17 protein-coding genes are annotated in these 18,616 nt (G+C 38.9%); 13 read left to right on the forward strand and 4 right to left on the reverse strand.

Going from position 1 to position 18,616, the window contains the following annotated elements; genetic code table 11:
* Positions 1-169: 169 nt before the first annotated feature.
* Both rpmE and PS1M3_RS01680 read left to right on the forward strand, forming a co-directional pair.
* The gene (gene rpmE / locus PS1M3_RS01675; RefSeq protein ID WP_006793092.1) at positions 170-385 is read left to right on the forward strand and encodes a 50S ribosomal protein L31; all 216 of its coding nucleotides are present in this window, start codon (positions 170-172) and stop codon (positions 383-385) included.
* A 620-nt stretch (positions 386-1,005) separates the two neighbouring features.
* On the forward strand, positions 1,006-2,247 hold the full coding sequence (locus tag PS1M3_RS01680; RefSeq protein ID WP_006793093.1) for a malic enzyme-like NAD(P)-binding protein: 1,242 nt from the start codon (positions 1,006-1,008) through the stop codon (positions 2,245-2,247).
* A gap of 69 nt (positions 2,248-2,316) precedes the next feature.
* On the opposite strand, the gene metJ is transcribed toward PS1M3_RS01680, so the two are convergent.
* Positions 2,317-2,637 (reverse strand): met regulon transcriptional regulator MetJ, encoded by a 321-nt coding sequence (gene metJ, locus PS1M3_RS01685; protein ID WP_006793094.1) that lies wholly within the window; start codon positions 2,635-2,637, stop codon positions 2,317-2,319.
* Positions 2,638-2,836: 199 nt separating this feature from the next.
* Here metJ and metB point away from each other — a divergent pair, with 199 nt between their 5' ends.
* Together metB and metL are read left to right on the forward strand one after the other, a co-directional pair.
* The gene (gene metB / locus PS1M3_RS01690; protein ID WP_008131714.1) at positions 2,837-4,066 is read left to right on the forward strand and encodes a cystathionine gamma-synthase; all 1,230 of its coding nucleotides are present in this window, start codon (positions 2,837-2,839) and stop codon (positions 4,064-4,066) included.
* A gap of 5 nt (positions 4,067-4,071) precedes the next feature.
* A complete protein-coding gene (gene metL / locus PS1M3_RS01695) occupies positions 4,072-6,417 on the forward strand; it encodes a bifunctional aspartate kinase/homoserine dehydrogenase II (protein ID WP_008131713.1) in 2,346 nt (781 codons plus the stop codon).
* 147 nt (positions 6,418-6,564) lie between these two features.
* Here the strand turns inward: metL and PS1M3_RS01700 are convergent, their stop codons facing one another.
* Positions 6,565-9,066, reverse strand: a complete 2,502-nt coding sequence (locus PS1M3_RS01700) for a penicillin-binding protein 1A (RefSeq protein ID WP_033025746.1) — start codon at positions 9,064-9,066, stop codon at positions 6,565-6,567.
* A gap of 131 nt (positions 9,067-9,197) precedes the next feature.
* On the opposite strand from PS1M3_RS01700, the gene PS1M3_RS01705 reads away from it, so the two are divergent.
* The 9 genes from PS1M3_RS01705 (at position 9,198) to PS1M3_RS01745 (ending at position 18,098) form a co-directional block, all read left to right on the forward strand.
* Complete coding sequence (locus PS1M3_RS01705; protein ID WP_006793098.1) at positions 9,198-10,277, forward strand: pilus assembly protein PilM; 1,080 nt, start codon at positions 9,198-9,200, stop codon at positions 10,275-10,277.
* Positions 10,265-10,837: a PilN domain-containing protein gene (locus PS1M3_RS01710; RefSeq protein WP_006793099.1), complete on the forward strand. Its 573-nt coding sequence runs from the start codon at positions 10,265-10,267 to the stop codon at positions 10,835-10,837. The genes PS1M3_RS01705 and PS1M3_RS01710 overlap by 13 nt, the downstream gene beginning before the upstream one ends.
* On the forward strand, positions 10,827-11,432 hold the full coding sequence (locus PS1M3_RS01715; protein ID WP_006793100.1) for a type 4a pilus biogenesis protein PilO: 606 nt from the start codon (positions 10,827-10,829) through the stop codon (positions 11,430-11,432). Before PS1M3_RS01710 ends, PS1M3_RS01715 begins: the two co-directional genes overlap by 11 nt.
* Positions 11,429-11,968, forward strand: coding sequence for a pilus assembly protein PilP (locus PS1M3_RS01720; RefSeq protein WP_006793101.1), 540 nt, complete (start codon positions 11,429-11,431; stop codon positions 11,966-11,968). Before PS1M3_RS01715 ends, PS1M3_RS01720 begins: the two co-directional genes overlap by 4 nt.
* Positions 11,955-14,048, forward strand: coding sequence for a type IV pilus secretin PilQ (locus PS1M3_RS01725; protein ID WP_039036262.1), 2,094 nt, complete (start codon positions 11,955-11,957; stop codon positions 14,046-14,048). Before PS1M3_RS01720 ends, PS1M3_RS01725 begins: the two co-directional genes overlap by 14 nt.
* Positions 14,049-14,232: 184 nt before the next feature.
* A complete protein-coding gene (gene aroK / locus PS1M3_RS01730; protein WP_006793103.1) occupies positions 14,233-14,751 on the forward strand; it encodes a shikimate kinase AroK in 519 nt (172 codons plus the stop codon).
* A 30-nt stretch (positions 14,752-14,781) separates the two neighbouring features.
* Positions 14,782-15,852: a 3-dehydroquinate synthase gene (aroB, locus tag PS1M3_RS01735; RefSeq protein ID WP_008131701.1), complete on the forward strand. Its 1,071-nt coding sequence runs from the start codon at positions 14,782-14,784 to the stop codon at positions 15,850-15,852.
* Positions 15,853-17,175 (forward strand): SPOR domain-containing protein, encoded by a 1,323-nt coding sequence (locus PS1M3_RS01740; RefSeq protein WP_138741068.1) that lies wholly within the window; start codon positions 15,853-15,855, stop codon positions 17,173-17,175.
* A gap of 53 nt (positions 17,176-17,228) precedes the next feature.
* Complete coding sequence (locus PS1M3_RS01745) at positions 17,229-18,098, forward strand: Dam family site-specific DNA-(adenine-N6)-methyltransferase (protein WP_006793106.1); 870 nt, start codon at positions 17,229-17,231, stop codon at positions 18,096-18,098.
* Here PS1M3_RS01745 and PS1M3_RS01750 read toward each other — a convergent pair.
* Positions 18,043-18,228, reverse strand: a complete 186-nt coding sequence (locus tag PS1M3_RS01750; RefSeq protein WP_074210163.1) for a DUF2970 domain-containing protein — start codon at positions 18,226-18,228, stop codon at positions 18,043-18,045. The genes PS1M3_RS01745 and PS1M3_RS01750 overlap by 56 nt on opposite strands.
* Positions 18,229-18,231: 3 nt before the next feature.
* Positions 18,232-18,528, reverse strand: a complete 297-nt coding sequence (locus tag PS1M3_RS01755) for a hypothetical protein (protein WP_006793107.1) — start codon at positions 18,526-18,528, stop codon at positions 18,232-18,234.
* Positions 18,529-18,616 lie beyond the last annotated feature (88 nt).

The raw sequence follows: 18,616 nt of genomic DNA on the forward strand, positions 1-18,616 counted from the left end.
CAAATATTGCTTGCTTAAGTGTCTGCCTACTTTTTTAGCAAAACAGTTAATAATAGCTTGTGTGTTTGATGGTAGTTGGATAAAATCCGCGACCAACAAATTTGTTTTAACGACGTATGGTGCCAGACTTCGGGTTTGGAGAGCGATGCGGCCTTAACTAGAGGTTTCTATGAAAGAAGGTATTCACCCTAAGTACGAAGTAATTTCTGCAACTTGTTCATGCGGCAATAAATTCGAAACAAGCTCTACTCTATGTAAAGACATTCACCTTGACGTATGTTCAGCGTGTCACCCTTTTTACACTGGTAAGCAAAAAGTTTTAGACACTGGCGGACGTGTTGATCGTTTCAACAAGCGTTTCGGTGCACTTGGTAGCAAGAAGTAATTTTTGCTGTCTCGTTAAATTAAGCACCTTAGGGTGCTTTTTTTATGCTTTTAATTTAGTTATACCAATTTAATAGTAATAACGTTTCGATTTAAAAAATTAAGTTTTACACGAACGGCGTCAATGTTTTTTAATATAGGACAACTAAATAACAAATTATTTAGCTTGATGCTCGATTTTCATATTCCCCTGCTATGCATAACTATTTCCTGTTCTTATTCTGAATATGCATAAACCTTTACAGACAAACCGCAAATTATTCTCTATATTTTTAATTAGTTCATTTTTTAACTAAGTGGTTAAATGCAGCTAACGTGAAGTTATATGTTTTTAAAGTATGTGGATAAGCCTATTTTTGCTTATTTTTATAGGACTTTATTAAGATATTTTATAAAAAATAATGAAAGAACAATTGTGCCTTTAGAATCCGTTATTGGATGAATTTTTATTTATAAAGTGTCGATATAATTTACAAAAGTTATTGAAAAACCTCTTAAAATTAATCGAACTAGCATATAACAGGATAGACCTGATATTGCTTGGAATTTAAAAATAATAAGGGTATCGTAGCCTAAACTTCACCTCTCACTTTTACTTTAATTGCAGGATACAATCGCGTTATGTCAGACTTTCGTGAACAAGCACTACACTATCATTCGCACCCCGTTCCAGGAAAAATTAGCATTGAACTAACAAAGCCTGCTGAAACGGTAAAAGATCTCGCATTAGCATATAGCCCAGGAGTTGCAGAACCCGTACGTGAAATCGCTGCAGACCCTGCAAACGCTTATAAATACACAGGCAAAGGGAATATGGTTGCGGTTATCACTAATGGTACTGCAATTTTAGGCTTAGGTAATTTAGGCCCACTTGCTTCAAAACCTGTAATGGAAGGTAAGGCGTTACTGTTTAAGCGATTTGCTGGCCTTGATTCTATTGATATCGAAGTGAAACACCGCACTACTGAAGACTTTATTAATACAGTTGCTAATATTGCCGACACGTTTGGCGGAATTAACCTTGAAGATATTAAGGCGCCAGAGTGTTTTGAAATAGAAAAAGCATTGATTGAGCGCTGCAGTATCCCGATATTTCATGATGATCAGCACGGTACTGCCATTGTAACTGCTGCGGGTATGTTGAACGCGCTTGAGGTGCAAGGCAAGTCTATCGAAAATGCGACTATTGTGTGTTTGGGTGCTGGTGCTGCTGCGGTTGCTTGTATGGAGCTGTTAATTAAGTGTGGTGCTTTGCGCGAGCACATTTATATGCTTGACCGTAAAGGTGTTATTCATACTCGTCGTGATGACTTAAATGAATACAAAAAACTTTTTGCTAACAATACAGACAAGCGCACGTTGCAAGATGTTATTGAAGATGCAGATGTATTTGTTGGTGTATCGGGGCCTAATTTATTAGCTGCCGATGATTTAAAACTAATGGCAGAAAAACCAGTTGTGTTTGCTTGTTCAAACCCAGATCCAGAAATTGATCCTGCACTGGCTCATTCTGCTCGAAACGATCTAATTATGGCAACGGGTCGATCAGATTACCCTAACCAAGTTAATAATGTACTGTGTTTTCCGTTTATATTCCGCGGTGCTCTTGATGTACGCGCCAGTGCAATAAATGATGAAATGAAAATTGCAGCTGTAGAAGCGATTAGAAGTATTGCCAAAGAGCCTGTACCTGCTGAAGTACTGACGGCTGCGGGTGTTGATAAGCTGGAGTTTGGTGATAAGTATATTATTCCAAAACCAATGGATCCTCGTTTATTACCACGCATTGCAAAAGCGGTTGCAATAGCTGCTGTAGAGTCAGGTGTTGCACAAATTGATTTACCAGAAAACTATATGGAATAACGACTAAGTTGTAATTTAGACACAAAAAAAACCTCAATTAATTGAGGTTTTTTTGTGTCTAAATTAGGTTTAGTCTTCGTTTAAAACAGGCACTTCTAGCCCCATTTCTTGCATTATTTTTTTCACTTCCTCAGGTACTTTTTCGGCGTTATCCTTACGTAAGTCGTCGTCGTTAGGCAAAGGTTGACCGGTAAATGCATGTAAAAATGCTTCACAAAGTAATTCACTATTTGTTGCATGACGTAAGTTATTAATTTGACGACGCGTGCGTTCGTCCGTTAATACCTTTAATACATTTAGTGGGATTGAAACGGTAATTTTTTTTACTTGTTCTGATTTTTTCCCGTGTTCTGCGTATGGGTGAATATACTCACCATTCCATTTAGCCATAAGATGTATCGTCGCCTCAGATTAATAATTGCTCATATGCACTACAATACATATGAATATGCGTGAAATTCTATCGATTTAAAAAAGATAGTCAAATACTAGTTGTTTAGCCATCTGGAGCTTTAAATGTTTTGACATCTTTAATAAGATAAATTACTCTTTTAGACGTCTAAACATCCAAATTAAATAGGTGACGAATATGAGCGAAAAAAATAAAGCAACCATTGCAGTGAGAAGTGGTGTTGAAGCAGACAAACATCATGGCGCAGTTGTCGCACCTATTTACTTATCAACCACCTATTCGTTTGCCGACTTTGATACAAAGCGTCAATACGATTACGGGCGAAGTGGTAACCCCAATCGTGATATTTTAGCTGAAACCTTGGCTGAGCTTGAAGGTGGCGTACGCGGTATTATTACTGCCACGGGTATGTCTGCCGTTCACTTGGCTACGCAAATCCTAAATCATGACGATACGTTAGTGATCCCACATGATTGTTACGGCGGAAGCTATCGTTTATTTACTTCACTGCAAAAGCGCGGTTTGCTCAAGCTAGAAGTTTTAGATTTAACACAAGCACAAAGTATAGATAAAATTTTAGCAATTAAACCTAAGCTAATTTGGATAGAAACACCAAGTAACCCATTACTACGTTTAACTGATATTAAAGCAATAACCGATGTTGCTAAGCAGTGCGGTGCTTTAGTCGCTGCCGATAACACATTTTTATCACCAGCATTACAAAACCCTATTAAATTTGGTGTTGATATAGTTGTACATTCCACCACCAAGTACATCAATGGTCATTCAGATGTAGTGGGCGGTGCGGTGATTGCTGCTTCACAAGAGCTGGGCGATGAACTGGCATGGTGGGCAAATAATATAGGTATTACAGGTGCGCCATTTGATAGTTATTTAACATTGCGTGGGTTGCGAACACTAAATGTGCGTTTAAAGCAGCATCAAGAAAACGCATTAGCGATTGCTAAATATTTAGAAAAATCGGAATTTGTTCGCCAAGTTTATTACCCTGGTCTTGAATCACACCCGCAGCATGAATTAGCCAAAGCGCAGCAACTAGGCTTTGGTGGCATGGTGAGTTTTGATATTAAAGGTGACATAAACGATGCTGCGGCGTTTTTAACCAGCTTACGTGACTTTAGCTTGGCAGAGTCTTTGGGAGGAGTAGAGAGCCTAATATGCCATCCTGCAACCATGACCCATGCTGGCATGGAGCCTAAAGCACGTCTTGAAGCGGGAGTGGGCGATACACTTATTCGAGTTTCAGTAGGTATAGAAGATATAAACGACTTATTAGCTGATTTAGAGCGCGTGTTTCAGCTTGTAAAGCCAGGCAGTAAAGCAAGTTTAAACAAAGGAGCAGGCGGTGACATTAAATTAAGTGCCGCTCATCCAGCGCTTTGGTGAACAATATGACACAAACGGTACATAAATTTGGTGGTTCAAGCCTTAGTTCGGCTCAACGGTATGAGCGAGTTGCGAGTATTATTTTAGAGCATACTCAGCCGGGCGATTGTGTTGTTGTATCTGCGGCGGGAAAAACAACCGATACTTTGGTGAAGTTATGGCAAAGCTATCAGCAACAGGATACGCATGTCGTTGCTGATATATTGCTGCAATTAAATAATCATCAAACTGATTTAATCACACAGTTACTTCATGCAGATCTTAAGCGAACTGCTTTAAGGCTTTTGCATAGTGAACTAACAGCGATTAGTGAATTGATAAAAAACCAAGGCTTGAAAGAGGCTCCCTTGCTTGCTCATGGTGAGGTCTGGTCTGCACGCTTATTGGCGCTTTACCTTACGCAATTAAATATTAATGCTTGTGACCTTGATGCTCGAACACTTTTTACATTAAATAATGGGCAATTGTTACATACCCAAAATGCGCAGCAATGTGCGAAGTTTATAACCCCAGACTACATTAATGTTGTCACAGGCTTTATTGCATCAAATACGTTGGGTGATACGGTTACACTTGGTCGCAATGGGAGTGACTATAGTGCAACCTTACTCGCTAATTACTGCCATGCTAAACAGGTGTGTATTTGGACCGATACACAAGGTGTATACAGCACAGACCCTCGCAAAGTTAGTAAAGCGGTTAAATACAATAAAGTGTGTAGAGGTCAAGCTAACCTATTAGCTCGATTAGGTAATCCTGTTTTACACGCTAAAACGCTTTCTCCTTTAAGAAACAGCGACATAAAACTATCTGTTCGTAGTAGTTTTGATGTGCAAGCAACGCCTACAGATATAGTTAAAGAAGGAAATGTAAAACAAAAGCGTTTTATTACCACGTTAAACAACATCGATTTATTAACAGTTGAAAAGCTGGCCGAAGGCGAAGTCGCAGATGTTAGCCAGCTGATTCAACACAGCATTCATCACTTTAGTCAAAATGGTGAAACTTATTTAGTTGTCCCCTCTGCTTCATCATATAAAGTTGTTAGTTATTTTGAGGGTAGAGCAAACATTAGCGAGTCGAGCTTAAATGGCTGTGCGGTTGTAGCGCCTGTTAATGATATTTCAAAATTGAATGTATTGGCTATTGATACGTTAAATGCTCATGCCATCGAGCCGCGCTTTATTCACCAAGACAGTGGATACATTTTACTATTAACGGATCAGGTTATAGATAGCGATATACTCAGTGTTTTACACGATAAGCTTATTAATAAAGGCCAAGAAGTCGCTTTAATAATCGCGGGCCTTGGCAATGTGGGAGAGGTATTTATAGAGCAGTTGTCAGCTCAATTCGAGCGTTTATCTGGTGACTTTACAATTAAATTGGTCGGGTTAATACGCTCTGAAACATTACTTTTTAATCCCAGTGGTATAAACATTGCTGATTGGAAAACGCATTTTCTCTCAGAAAGCAAAGCTTATAATAACCAAACATTACTAAACATAATTAGTGAACTTGATTATGAGCATAAAGTGGTTGTTGATATTACCGCAAGCGAGGCATTTAGCCAGTTATACCCGGAGTTTGTTGCATTAGATTGCCACTTGATCAGTGCTAACAAATACGCTGGAACTGCAGATACAGCATGGTATAAAGCTTTGCGTACGAGTATTAGTGAGCGAAATTTGCATTGGCGCTACAACACAAGCGTAGGTGCAGGCTTACCTGTTAACTTTGCATTGGCAGATTTGCAAAACAGTGGTGACAAAATCACTCGTATTGAAGGTGTTTTTTCAGGCACGTTATCGTGGTTATGCAGTAAGTTTGACGGAACAATACCATTTTCTGATCTGGTGCTTGAAGCACAAAAGATGGGGTTCACAGAGCCCGATCCGCGTGAAGATTTGTCAGGGCGTGATATGCAGCGTAAACTGCTTATACTTGCCAGAGAGCTTGGCTTAGAACTCGACCTTGATGATATAAGCTTATCAGCACTCATGCCCGAAACGCTTGCTATAGGAAGTTGGGACGACTTTTTAGCTAATGAATCCACCCTCAATGACTTTATTGACGCTCATGCTGCAAATGCCAAGGCACAAAGTTCCGTACTTCGTTACACGGGTTTACTTGAAATTACGGAAAACAAAGTAACCGCTCAAGTAGGTATTACTTATACTCCTATTGGTGATGCGTTAGCTAATTTAACACCTGGCGATAATATTTTTGTCATTAATAGTAAGTGGTATAGCGCTAACGCTCTTGTGATTCAAGGGCCTGGTGCGGGTAAGGAAGTAACCGCTGCGGGTATTCATTCTGACTTATATTGGTTGGTACAAAATATAAAATAAAGGTTACAAGGGCCTTGTATCAATCCGCAATAATACCTAATCATTTTGCGGGGCTAAACGTGTCGCTATCTGAGTTAAAAATTCTTATTTAGAACAGCTAAATTTGGTATTAACTAAAAACGGCAGCCAATGGCTGCCGTTCTTTATTTAAAACAGTTCTTCTTCTGTTTTAGTGTCTTCTTCAAATATATCTGTTGGTTGAGACATTACGTATTTTGTGGGGGCGGTGCCTTTGTCAAAATACTCAAAGCGACTGGTGTAATCATTTTTATGACTTAATAAACCGGTTTCTAAATCAATCCGAATAGACACTAAACCTTCTGGCGGCTCTATGGGGGCTTCAGGTTTACCTTCAAGCGCAACTTTCATAAACTCAACCCAAGCCGGTTGTGCTGTTTTAGCGCCAGATTCAGCCCCTGATATTTGCCCGCTATCAAGATTATTATTGTATGAAGTTCTGCCTAGCGGGTTGCCAGGGTTATCAAAACCAACCCATACCGAGGTCATAACATTTCGATTAAAGCCACTAAACCAAGTATCTACAGAGTCATTAGTTGTGCCTGTTTTCCCTGATAGATCACGACGGCCTAATGCTTGAGCGCGCCAACCTGTTCCTGACCAACCCGTTTTATGTGACCAGTTTCCACCTCCCCAAACAGCGCTATGCATTGCTTGAGCAATTAAAAATGCATTTTGTTTTGATATGACCTGAGGGGCACATTTTAATTGTGGCGTATCAGTATTTTGTTGTGGGAATAATCCAGTAGTATTGTCTGGGGTTAATGACTGATCTGAAGTGTCGTCACACACTACTGAAGGATTAGCTTTAAACAAACTGTTACCGTAAGCATCTTGGATTTCTGAGATAAAGTACGGCTCAATCAAATGCCCACCATTCGCAAATGCACTCATACCGCGAGCTAGTTCAATTGGAGTAATTGAAGCACTGCCCAGTGCTAAGGATTCACTGCGGTTGATGTCTGAATTTTTAAAGCCAAATTTTAGTAAGTGATCTGCTGTTCGTTGCAAACCAACACCTCGGAGCAAACGAACTGATATTACGTTTTTAGATTGTGCTAACGCGCGACGAATTCTAATTGGGCCATTGTAAACAGCCGGACTATTCTTAGGTCGCCATGCCACACCTTGGCTTTTATCCCACTGATTAATTGGCGCATCGTTTAAAATTGAGGCGAGCGTATAGCCGTTTTCAAGCGCAGCAGAATAAATAAATGGTTTTATGTTTGACCCCACTTGGCGCTTTGCTTGAATAGCTCGGTTGTATTGGCTCTGTTCAAAGCTATAGCCGCCAACAATGGCTTTAATGCGGCCATCTTGTGGGTCAAGTGAAACAATTGCGCTTGATGCTTCAGGTAATTGGCTTAGTTCATACTCGTTATTGCTGTTTTTACGCACCCAGATTTGCATTCCTGGCGTTAATATTTCAGCTGCCGTAGTTGGAGCAAAACCTTGGCGATAACGAGTTATGTATTTGCGTGCCCATTTTAAGTTGTCCCAATTCAGGTTTATTTGCTCTGCATTTTTAAGCAATACCGTGGCATTTTTTTCATCCACGTTAATAACAGCAGCTGCTTTTAACGTTCCTATCTCTTTGGCTTCATTGAGTTTAGCTAGTATTTTCTCTTTACTTAGCGCTGATTGTTTTTCAGGATCCCATAAAATAGCGGTTGGGCCTCTAAAGCCATGACGCATATCGTAGCTATGAAGATTATTAACTAGCGCGGTTTGCGCCGCTTTTTGTACTTTAGACTCAACAGAGGTAAATATCTTAAAGCCTGAATTATATGCCTTGTCTATTCCGTAACGTGAAACCATTTCTGCACGCACCATTTCAGAAATGTACGGTGCGTATAAATCTATTTCAGCACCATGAAAGTAAGCGGTAATAGGTTGGCTTGTTGCATCATCATACACGTCTTGTGTTATGTAATTTTCAGTTAATAAACGACCAAGTACAACATTACGGCGTGCTTTTGCACGGGTAGGGTTGCGAATTGGGTTTAACGCCGAAGGCGCTTTTGGCAAGCCAGCAATCATCGCCATTTGAGCAAGCGTTAAGTCTTTTAACTCTTTACCGTAATAAACTTGAGCGGCAGCTCCAATACCAAAGGCGCGGTTACCTAGCTCGATTTTGTTTAGGTAAAGTTCTAAAATTTCATCTTTAGTAAGTACATTTTCTATGTGTAGAGCGATGAATATCTCTTTTATTTTACGGATATAAGCTTTTTCTCGGGTTAAGAAAAAATTACGTGCAAGTTGCATGGTAATAGTACTAGCACCTTGTTTTTTCTCGCCTGTAGAAATAAGAACAATAGCAGAGCGAACTATGCCAATAGGGTCTATACCTATATGGTCATAAAAGCGATTGTCTTCAGTTGCTAAAAATGCATCAATTAAAGGTTGTGGGATTTCATCAATAGTGACCGGAATTCGACGTTTTTCACCAAATTGATTGATCAAAAGGCCATCTTTAGTGAATACTTGCATAGGAGTTTGTAATTGCACGTCTTTTAAAACTTGCACACTGGGGATATCAGGTTTAACGTAGTAATAAAGACTGACCAAAGTTATCAGACCGATTAACGTACAAATGATAAAAAATTGTAAAGTTCGTTTTAATAAAATCACTTATATTTCCCTAAATGGACTCCCAATTGCGAGTTTGGACTGATAGTATATATTGATTAAAAAATGAATAATATTTTTTCAGAAAAAAATTATAACTTGTTTATTATTAAAACAAAGGCCAAGTTGCAAACATGCTAAGTCAACTATTTCAAAAGCCGTCGCCAATGATGGTAGGAATTGATATCGGATCGCACTCGATTAAAGCGGTGCTTCTGAGAGAAATTGAAAGTGGATTTCGATTAGAGGCCCTAGCAATTGAGCCCATGCCTAAAGGCGCCATGAGTGAACGAACGATTCAAGATATTGAAGCGATTGGTAATGTAATAACAAAATTAAAAAGAAAATTACCTAAGTCACTTAAAAATGCAGCAGTGGCGGTGTCAGGGCAAACGGTTATTACAAAAGTAATTTTTATGGATGTGTCGTTGAGCGATGCAGAACTTGAATCTCAAATTGAAATTGAAGCAGATAGTTTAATACCTTACCCCCTTGATGAAGTTAGCTTAGACTTTGAAAAGCTCTCTACTAACGAAGCTGATCCGAGTAAAATGAATGTATTACTTTCAGCAGCCCGAACAGAAAGTGTTGAAGCACGTGTTGGCGCATTAGAAGAGGCTAATCTCGATACTAAGATTGTTGATGTAGAAAGTTACGCCTTAAGCCGTGCGATGGACGTTTATTATCAACAGCTACCAAGCGATGCCTTCAATAAGTGTGTTGCTGTTGTAGATATTGGTGCCGTACTCATGCTTGTAAGTGTTGTGCAAGCTGGTGAAACTATTTATACACGTGACCAGGTTTTTGGTGGTGATCAATACACAAATAGTATTGTTAACTACTACAACAAAGGGTTTGATGAAGCTGAAATAGGTAAAACATCAGGCGACTTACCACCTAACTATACCTTTGAGGTATTAGCGCCATTTCAAACAGCGTTGCTTCAGCAAGTACGTAGAGCGGTGCAAATGTTTTTAACAACGAGTGGTAAAGAACAAATAGACTACATTGTGCTTACTGGTGGAACTTCTATGATCAAAGGGCTTGATCGCTTATTAATTGAAGAATTAGGTATACACAGTGTTGTTGCAGAACCGTTTGCAAATATGGAAATTTCGCCAAAAGTAGATCGTAATGTTATGCAGCGTCACCGAACACAGTTTGCAATTGCAACAGGTTTGGCATTAAGGAGCTTTTCATCATGCCACATATAAATCTATTGCCTTGGCGAGAACTGCAGCGCGAAGAATCTAAAAAGAAATTTGTAACCATACTAGTTGGAATTGTTTTAGCTTGTTTTTTAAGTATGTACTTATTAAGTATGTTTTACAGTGCATTAAAAGACGGACAAAACTTAAAAAATAATTACTTAAGTTCTGAAATAAGCATGCTTGATCGAAAGATCAGTGATATTAGAGAATTAGACAAACGAAAAGAAAACCTACAGCAGCGAATGCGATTAATCGAAGAGCTGCAAAGTAGCCGTAACCTTGGCACACAAATTATGGATGAAGTAACAAAAATAGTACCTCAAGGTATTTACTTAACAAAGCTGGAACGCAGAGGGAACCAGATTTATGTACTTGGCCGAAGTGAATCAAATAACCGTTTATCTACTATGATCCGCCAGGTACAAAGTTCATATTTGTTAGAGCGTTTGACCATGCAGGATATTGTTGCAGGTGATCAGTCTTCGCGTTTACTAAGTGACTTTAGTATGGAGTTTTACGTAAAACCATTTGATGAGATTGGTGAGGTACGTAATGAACCTTGATTTTAAAGCGCTTGGCGAAATAGATTGGAATGAAATTGAGTTAGACAATATTGGTGATTGGCCTGCTGCTGTAAAGGTAATTTGCTGTGCATTTGTTGCTGGGCTCATATTATTTTTTAGCTATAGCCTGTTAGTTTCTGACGAGATTGATAGCTACCATAATGCGGTATCAAAAGAGGTCGACTTAAGAAGTACCTACAGAACAAAATACGCTGTAGCGAGTAAGCTAGATATTTATCGCCAACAAATGATAGAAATGGAAGACAAGTTTTCTCAATTACTTAAGCGGTTACCGACATCAAACGAAATACCAGGCTTACTTGACGATTTATCTTATGTTGGCACAACGAGCGGTTTAACATTTTTAAAAATTGGTTGGTTACCTGAAGTAGAGAAAGAGTTTTATACAGAGCTACCTATCAAAATAGAAGTAGTAGGTACTTATCATGAATTTGGTGAATTTGTTGGCAAAGTTGCTCAGTTACCACGAATAGTTAGTTTGCATGACTTTTCTATTACGTCTTCTGGCGAAAAACAACTAACATTTAGTGTTGTAGCAAAAACTTACCGTTATGAAGAAGGAGTTAAAAAATGAGGCTCCTTCATTTAATGCCGCTATTGGCTGTTGTTGCGTTAGTGGGGTGTAACGACGATACCTCGGAACAAAAAGAGTTTATTGACCAGGTAAAAGCAAGCACAACGCCTAAAGTTGAGTCGATTCCTGAACTTACTCAATTTGAGATTTTTGAATATAGTGCTGGAAATTTACGAAGTCCATTTGTGGCACCTCAACCTGAAATAATTCAGAACAAACTGACGCAAATAAAAAACTGTTTACATCCAGATCCAGACAGGCGCAGAGAGCCATTAGAAAAATACCCGTTAGATAATTTAGCAATGAAAGGTACAATTGGTTCAAGTGGTCAAGTTTGGGCGCTTATAACTGCTGCAGATGAAACATTACATCGTGTAACGATTGGTAATTATTTGGGCAGTTACGATGGCAAGGTAAAAGCTGTGAGTAACGATTTTATAGAATTAGTTGAATTAATCCCTGATGGCTCTGGTTGTTGGAAAGAGCGCCTGACTAAACTGGAAATGTTAGAGGCGGCAACTGATGGCGCAAATTAATAATAAAAAAGGTAAAAATAACATGCATAAGGATGTTCTTTGGTTTAATCGCATTGCGAGAGCTTTATTTGCAACAGCCGCTTTGGTTTGTGCTAACAATGCTTTGGCAGGACCATTGCTTTACGATGTACGTTATAACCCATTACTTAAAGGTGAAACCGAACTACAGCTTGTTTTCGACGAAGAGATAACTTTAGAACCACAAATTCAAGTATTTAACAGCCCAGCGCGTATTGAAATGTTTTTTGATACCGCAGAGTTAGAATTAGGATTAAATGACGTTGAAGTTAATCAAGCAGGTATTAGTAGTGTCACCAATGTGTTATCTGAGCAAGGTTTAAAGGTAACAGTTAATCTAGACAGATTAAAAATGTATGAAACAGAAGTTAATAACAACTTAGTTTCAATACGAGTATCGGATAACCCATTAACCGGTTCAGTAACTGAAGATGAAGCCGTTCTGACAGGTGATGTGAGTGGAAACTACATTAACCGCATCCAATCTATTGATTTTAGGCGTGGTGAGAAAGGTGAGGCAAAGGTACTTGTATTTTTACAAGACACTCAAGCTGCTATAGAGGTTCACGAAAGTGGCGGCAAAATTTACGCAGATTTTCACCATACAGATATTCTGGACGATCTACTTTATGAGTTGGATGTTTTAGACTTTGGTACCATTGTTAGTACTATCGAAACGTTTAAAGAAGAAGGGCGAAGCCGCGTTGTTATAGAACCTAATGCCGAGTTTACATTCACGTATCAGCAAATAGACAATATTCTTACCCTCACAGTTGAAAAAGATGAAACTCAAAATGCTTACCTAGATGGTGGTAAAGAGTATCAAGGTCGACCAATGACCTTAAACTTTCAAGATATTTCAGTCCGTGCAGCATTACAAATTATCGCAGGCTATAACGACTTTAACTTAGTAACAAGCGATTCCGTTACCGGTAACATTACCTTGCGCTTAGATGGCGTGCCGTGGGACCAAGCACTTGATGTCGTATTACGTATAAAAGGATTGGACAAGCGCATGGATGGCTCTATCTTAATGGTAGCGCCAGCAGAAGAGCTTGCAGCCCGTGAAGCAAAAGATCTAAAAGCAAAGCAGCAAGTTGAAGATTTAGAGCCGCTTTATAGCGAATATATGCGATTAAATTACGCCAAAGCTGAAGACTTTGCTGACTTACTTAAAACAGATATTAATAGCATCATTACCCCACGCGGAAGTGTGTCGGTTGATCAGCGTACTAACACTTTACTCGTTAAAGATACTGTTAAGAGCATAGAAAATATTAGACGTATGATTGAAACCCTGGACATACCGGTTCAACAGGTTGTTATTGAATCTCGTATGGTAACAGTGCGTGATAACGTAACTGAGGACCTAGGTGTTCGTTGGGGATTTAGCGATCAGCAAGGTAGTGATGGCATATCTGGTTCTTTAGAAGGTGCTGAAACCATTTCAAATGGGGTAATCCCTGACTTAACAGATAGATTAAATGTAAATCTACCTATTACAAACCCAGCGGCAAGTATAGGCCTCCACATAGCAAAACTCGCCAACGGGACATTAATCGATTTAGAGTTAAGTGCGCTTGAAGAAGAGAATAAAGGCGAGATTATTGCAAGCCCGCGTATTATTGCTGCCAATCAGCAAAAAGCGCGCATTGAACAAGGTACTGAAATACCCTATACAGAATCAGCTTCTAGTGGTGCAACAACGGTAAGCTTTAAAAAAGCAGTACTTAGTTTAGAGGTGACACCACATATAACGCCTGATAATAAAGTAATTTTAGACTTAATTATCACGCAAGATACACGTGGCGATACTGTACAAACAGGTACCGGTGAGGCCGTTTCGATAGATACTCAAGAAATTCAAACACAAGTATTAGTAGAAAACGGGCAAACTATCGTACTGGGTGGGATTTTCCAACAGCAGATAATCAACACTACAAATAAAGTGCCGGTATTAGGTGATATTCCTTATGTTGGTAGGTTGTTTAAAAGCACCAGTGAATTTAATGAAAAGCGTGAATTGCTTATTTTCGTGACACCAAAAATACAAATAGATTAAAATAAGGTACTTTTTTGTTAATCAACGGGTGATTATTTAGTTTAATTGCTCGTTATGTGGCTTTTTATTCTAATTGACTTGAAATACCCCTGCAATTACTGAGATAATCCCCTCCTTAATTTTGGGGCCAGGTCGTTAGGCGGGGTTTTATTTCAAATTTTAGAGTTCGTTTGTACTAAAAGATATGGCTGAGAAACGTAATATATTTCTAATTGGCCCCATGGGGGCTGGAAAAAGCACAATTGGTCGTCACATTGCCGATCAATTACACCTTGAATTTGTTGATTCTGATCAAGAAATCGAACGCCGCACGGGTGCAGATATTGCCTGGGTATTCGATCTTGAAGGTGAAGAAGGCTTTAGACTTCGTGAAGAATCTGTTATTGGCGACTTAACTGAAATGCAAGGTATTGTACTTGCTACAGGTGGTGGTTCAGTAATGAGTAAAGAAGTTCGAAACAAGCTTTCGGCTCGTGGTATCGTTGTATACCTAGAGACACCTATTGAAAAGCAAGTTGCACGCACACAACGCGACAAGCGTCGCCCGTTACTGCAAACAGAAGAAGCACCTCGTGATGTACTAGAGCGCTTAGCAGAAGAACGCGAACCGTTATATAAAGAAGTGGCTGATTTTGTTGTACGCACTGATGAGCAAAGCGCTAAAGTTGTTGCAAATCAAATCATTGAGAAACTAGATTTTTAAAACCAATACATAATAAAGGATTAGCTGAGCATGCTTAAATTAACTGTTAATTTGGACGAGCGAAGTTATCCTATTTATATTGGGCAATCTGCACTTCAAGATAATGGCCGTCTAATTCATCATATTGGTGATTGTCGGCCTATCATCATTACTAATGACACAATTGAACCTTTATATCTACAAGGCTTACTTGATTCATTAGCTGAATTAAATCCTCTTTCCTTTATCATACCTGATGGTGAGCAATACAAGTCACTAGAGTGGTTTGAAAAAATATCCGCTTTTTTACTGCAAAATAATTGTGGTCGCGATACTTGTTTGATTGCATTAGGTGGTGGCGTAGTTGGTGATTTAACTGGTTTTGTAGCTGCATGTTATCAACGTGGCGTGCCGTTTATTCAAATACCTACAACACTTTTATCGCAAGTGGATTCATCTGTTGGTGGAAAAACAGCGGTGAACCATCCGTTAGGAAAAAACATGATTGGGGCTTTTTATCAGCCACAAGCTGTTTTTATTGATACTCAGTCTCTTCATACACTCCCAAAAAGAGAGTTTGCGGCAGGAATGGCTGAAGTTATCAAGTATGGTTTAATATACGATACCGAGCTTTTTACTTATTTAGAGCAAAATGTTGAAAACTTACAGCAGCTAAATGAAACATGCCTGCAGCATATCATTTACAGGTGCTGTGAAATTAAAGCGTTAATAGTTGCTGAGGATGAAAAAGAGCAAGGTCTCAGAGCATTGCTAAACTTGGGGCATACCTTCGGTCACGCAATTGAAGCCCAAATGGGTTATGGTAAGTGGCTTCATGGTGAAGCTGTTGCTACGGGTATGGTGTTAGCTTCTCAGTTGGCTCACACTCGAGGTGACTTAACGCAGCAGGATGTAGCGCGTATTGTGGATGTTATTAAACAATATAACTTACCAACTGAAGTACCTGCAGATATGACGAGTGAACAATTTTTATTGCACATGCGCAAAGATAAAAAAAATAAAAAAGGAACTATCCGTTTTATTTTACCCACTCAATTTGGTCAATGTGCATTGGTAGACGATGTATCTGACGATCAAGTCCGAGCATTAATCGAGCACTAAATGCAGTCACAAATTTTACCAAGCCGTGCGGCTTTGGTGGATAGAATCGCACTGCAATTTGAATATGGTCAAAACCTCATTGTTTTACTGGGCACATCAGGCCTAGGCAAAAGCTATCTACTTGAAACCTTTATTACCGATAAATACAACGACTTTAATAAAGCATTTGTACAGTCGAGTGCAAAATTGACGGACGCTCAGTTAATGAGCGATCTATTAGAGCAAAGCTTTAACAACCCGTTGGTTGATCATAATTTAAGTTTGTCTGAAAATTTTTATCAGTTACTTAATCAACAACAACCGGGCTCCTGTTTATGGGTTATTGACGGTGGTAGGCACTTATCAGAAGAGTTTTTAATTGAGCTGGAGCTGCTAGCTAAAAATAGCCCAATCACTCTCTATATTATGATTGCCTCAGCTGCAAAGTTGCCGGTTGAACATGCAGTTGAAATTCATCTTGAACGGCTTCCTCTTCATGAAAGTAAGCAGTTAATGGGGTGGTACTTTGAAAAGCTTCCTCACGATGAAGAGCCTGTTTTCCAAGCTTTTTTAGCTGAAGCTAATGGTAATCCTAGTTTATTGCTTGCATGGCAACAGGATGAGTACATCGCAGATATCAAAGTTAAAGATAAAGTATCATGGCGTGTACATTTACTGGTACTTATGTTGCTCATTATGTTCTTAATTATAGGCTTGTTATATAAGTCAGATATGAGTGATTGGTGGCAAAAGCATTATGAGCAAGGCACCATTGAGGTTGATAGCACTGCTATTCCAGTGAGCCAGGCTATTGCACCTATACCTGACACAGTAACAAAAGAAAAAGTAGCCGACATACAGCCTACCGCTGAAGGTGAAAGAAAAAACGATATATCCGCGATCATGCAAAGCTTAAATGCAGGCAACGAGATCAATGAGCCTATTAGCTCTGATACACTCATAAAAGATGAACCTGTTAAAGAGCTTGTGCAATCAAAAGTTAACAATGAGGTTAATGCATCATCAGTGCAACTGCCCATTAACGAAGCTAGCTCTTGGTACTCTAAGCAAAATGATTCAAATACGGTGATTCAGTTACTTGCAGTAACACAAAAGCAAGTTGTAGATGATTTTATAAAGCAGTATGCACTCCAAATAACGGCGTACACTTATCAAACTCAAAGAAATGGTAAAACATGGTGGGTGGTGACAACCGGCAGTTTTACAAGCATGAAGGATGCACAGCAAGGTATGAAAAACCTACCTGCAAGTATCTTAAAAAATAAGCCGTTTTATAAAAAAATTAGTAAAATAAAACAAGAAATTGCACGAGTTGATCAGTAATATAAATCGCTTTAGTGTAAAATCGCGCAACACCAGATTGAAGTAAAGAACCAATGCAGCAAAAGAGTAGAGCCTTCCTTAAATGGGCTGGCGGAAAATACAGTCTCGTTGATGATATTAACGCGCGATTAAACCAAGCAAGTTCGCATGCTGATACCTTGGTTGAACCTTTTGTTGGTGCCGGTTCCGTTTTTCTAAATAGCGATTTTAAGCATTATATTCTTAACGATATTAATGCTGATTTAATCAACTTATATAAAGAATTAAGAAATTCACCCGATGAGTTTATTAGTGATGCAAAAAAGCTATTCGTTGATTTAAATAACCACCCCGATGCGTACTACGAATACCGAGTTCAGTTTAATCAAAGCCGTGATGTATATGAGCGGTCAATGCTATTTTTATACATGAATCGTTTTGGTTACAACGGCTTATGCCGTTATAACTTAAAAGGTATTTTTAATGTACCATTTGGTAAATATAAAAAGCCTTATTTTCCTGAAAAGGAAATGTACTTTTTTGCTGAAAAAGCACAGCAAGCGACGTTTACATGCTTAGGCTACGATGACGTATTTAAACTGGTTCCTAATAACGCGGTTATTTATTGCGATCCACCCTATGTCCCTTTGAGTAAAACGGCTTCGTTTACTTCTTATGCTAAGGGCGGGTTTAATTTAGATGATCAGGCTAATTTAGCTAATTTGGCAGAAAAAGCGGCGTTTGAAAATAACACCCCAGTGCTTATTTCAAATCACGATACAGTATGGACACGGAAAATATACAGCCAAGCATCACTTGATCAAATTCAAGTAAAAAGAACGATAAGCCCTAAGGGCGGAACTCGTAATAAAGTAGGCGAGTTAATGGCTATGTACTTACCACTAAAACAACCACAGCATAAATTGAAAGCGCAAAAGCGATAAATAGTATTATCGCAATAGCAATGATTGAGGAAATAGAGTGTTCTTGAAAATCTGCGCGGCGCTTTTGTTCTGATTGAACACCAAAAAATGCGGCTAGCACACTTTGCAACGCGCTAATAAAGTGCCGCATTTTCTAGAATAAAGGCTTTAAAGAAGGTGTTTTCTTGCTGTCGTCTGAGCTTGTTAATAACTCAAGTAAATCCAAGTAGTGAAACTGAGCGCTGCGGCTATCACCAGTGATCCAAGAAAACCAAGAAGAGTCTTCTTCAAGTACATGTAAACAGGGTTTACTTGTGTTTATTTCGTGTGTTGATTGCGGAGCACAATTATTAACCGAGCTTAACTCTTGCCCTGAACTTGGCGTAAAATTTACTACCCCAATAACTAATAATGCAGATGCAATTAATATCCCAATTTTAAAAGCGCGCATGATTTGAACCTAATATTTTGTTACTTTTTTAAGCATAACAAAAACTGCTCAAATAACAAACTTGTTTCTAATAAAGACTATTAATTAA

Source organism: Pseudoalteromonas sp. PS1M3, assembly GCF_016865405.1.
Classification (GTDB): domain Bacteria; phylum Pseudomonadota; class Gammaproteobacteria; order Enterobacterales; family Alteromonadaceae; genus Pseudoalteromonas; species Pseudoalteromonas marina.

What these genes read in the sequence shown, in the direction of transcription:
- PS1M3_RS01755 (WP_006793107.1), bottom strand. Translation starts at nt 18,528, where the DNA reads ATGCGCGCTTTTAAAATTGGGATATTAATTGCATCTGCATTATTAGTT.
- aroK (WP_006793103.1), top strand. Translation starts at nt 14,233, where the DNA reads ATGGCTGAGAAACGTAATATATTTCTAATTGGCCCCATGGGGGCTGGA.
- metJ (WP_006793094.1), bottom strand. Translation starts at nt 2,637, where the DNA reads ATGGCTAAATGGAATGGTGAGTATATTCACCCATACGCAGAACACGGG.
- PS1M3_RS01710 (WP_006793099.1), top strand. Translation starts at nt 10,265, where the DNA reads ATGCCACATATAAATCTATTGCCTTGGCGAGAACTGCAGCGCGAAGAA.
- PS1M3_RS01720 (WP_006793101.1), top strand. Translation starts at nt 11,429, where the DNA reads ATGAGGCTCCTTCATTTAATGCCGCTATTGGCTGTTGTTGCGTTAGTG.
- metL (WP_008131713.1), top strand. Translation starts at nt 4,072, where the DNA reads ATGACACAAACGGTACATAAATTTGGTGGTTCAAGCCTTAGTTCGGCT.
- metB (WP_008131714.1), top strand. Translation starts at nt 2,837, where the DNA reads ATGAGCGAAAAAAATAAAGCAACCATTGCAGTGAGAAGTGGTGTTGAA.
- PS1M3_RS01725 (WP_039036262.1), top strand. Translation starts at nt 11,955, where the DNA reads ATGGCGCAAATTAATAATAAAAAAGGTAAAAATAACATGCATAAGGAT.
- PS1M3_RS01715 (WP_006793100.1), top strand. Translation starts at nt 10,827, where the DNA reads ATGAACCTTGATTTTAAAGCGCTTGGCGAAATAGATTGGAATGAAATT.
- PS1M3_RS01740 (WP_138741068.1), top strand. Translation starts at nt 15,853, where the DNA reads ATGCAGTCACAAATTTTACCAAGCCGTGCGGCTTTGGTGGATAGAATC.
- aroB (WP_008131701.1), top strand. Translation starts at nt 14,782, where the DNA reads ATGCTTAAATTAACTGTTAATTTGGACGAGCGAAGTTATCCTATTTAT.
- PS1M3_RS01705 (WP_006793098.1), top strand. Translation starts at nt 9,198, where the DNA reads ATGCTAAGTCAACTATTTCAAAAGCCGTCGCCAATGATGGTAGGAATT.
- PS1M3_RS01680 (WP_006793093.1), top strand. Translation starts at nt 1,006, where the DNA reads ATGTCAGACTTTCGTGAACAAGCACTACACTATCATTCGCACCCCGTT.
- rpmE (WP_006793092.1), top strand. Translation starts at nt 170, where the DNA reads ATGAAAGAAGGTATTCACCCTAAGTACGAAGTAATTTCTGCAACTTGT.
- PS1M3_RS01745 (WP_006793106.1), top strand. Translation starts at nt 17,229, where the DNA reads ATGCAGCAAAAGAGTAGAGCCTTCCTTAAATGGGCTGGCGGAAAATAC.
- PS1M3_RS01750 (WP_074210163.1), bottom strand. Translation starts at nt 18,228, where the DNA reads ATGCGGCACTTTATTAGCGCGTTGCAAAGTGTGCTAGCCGCATTTTTT.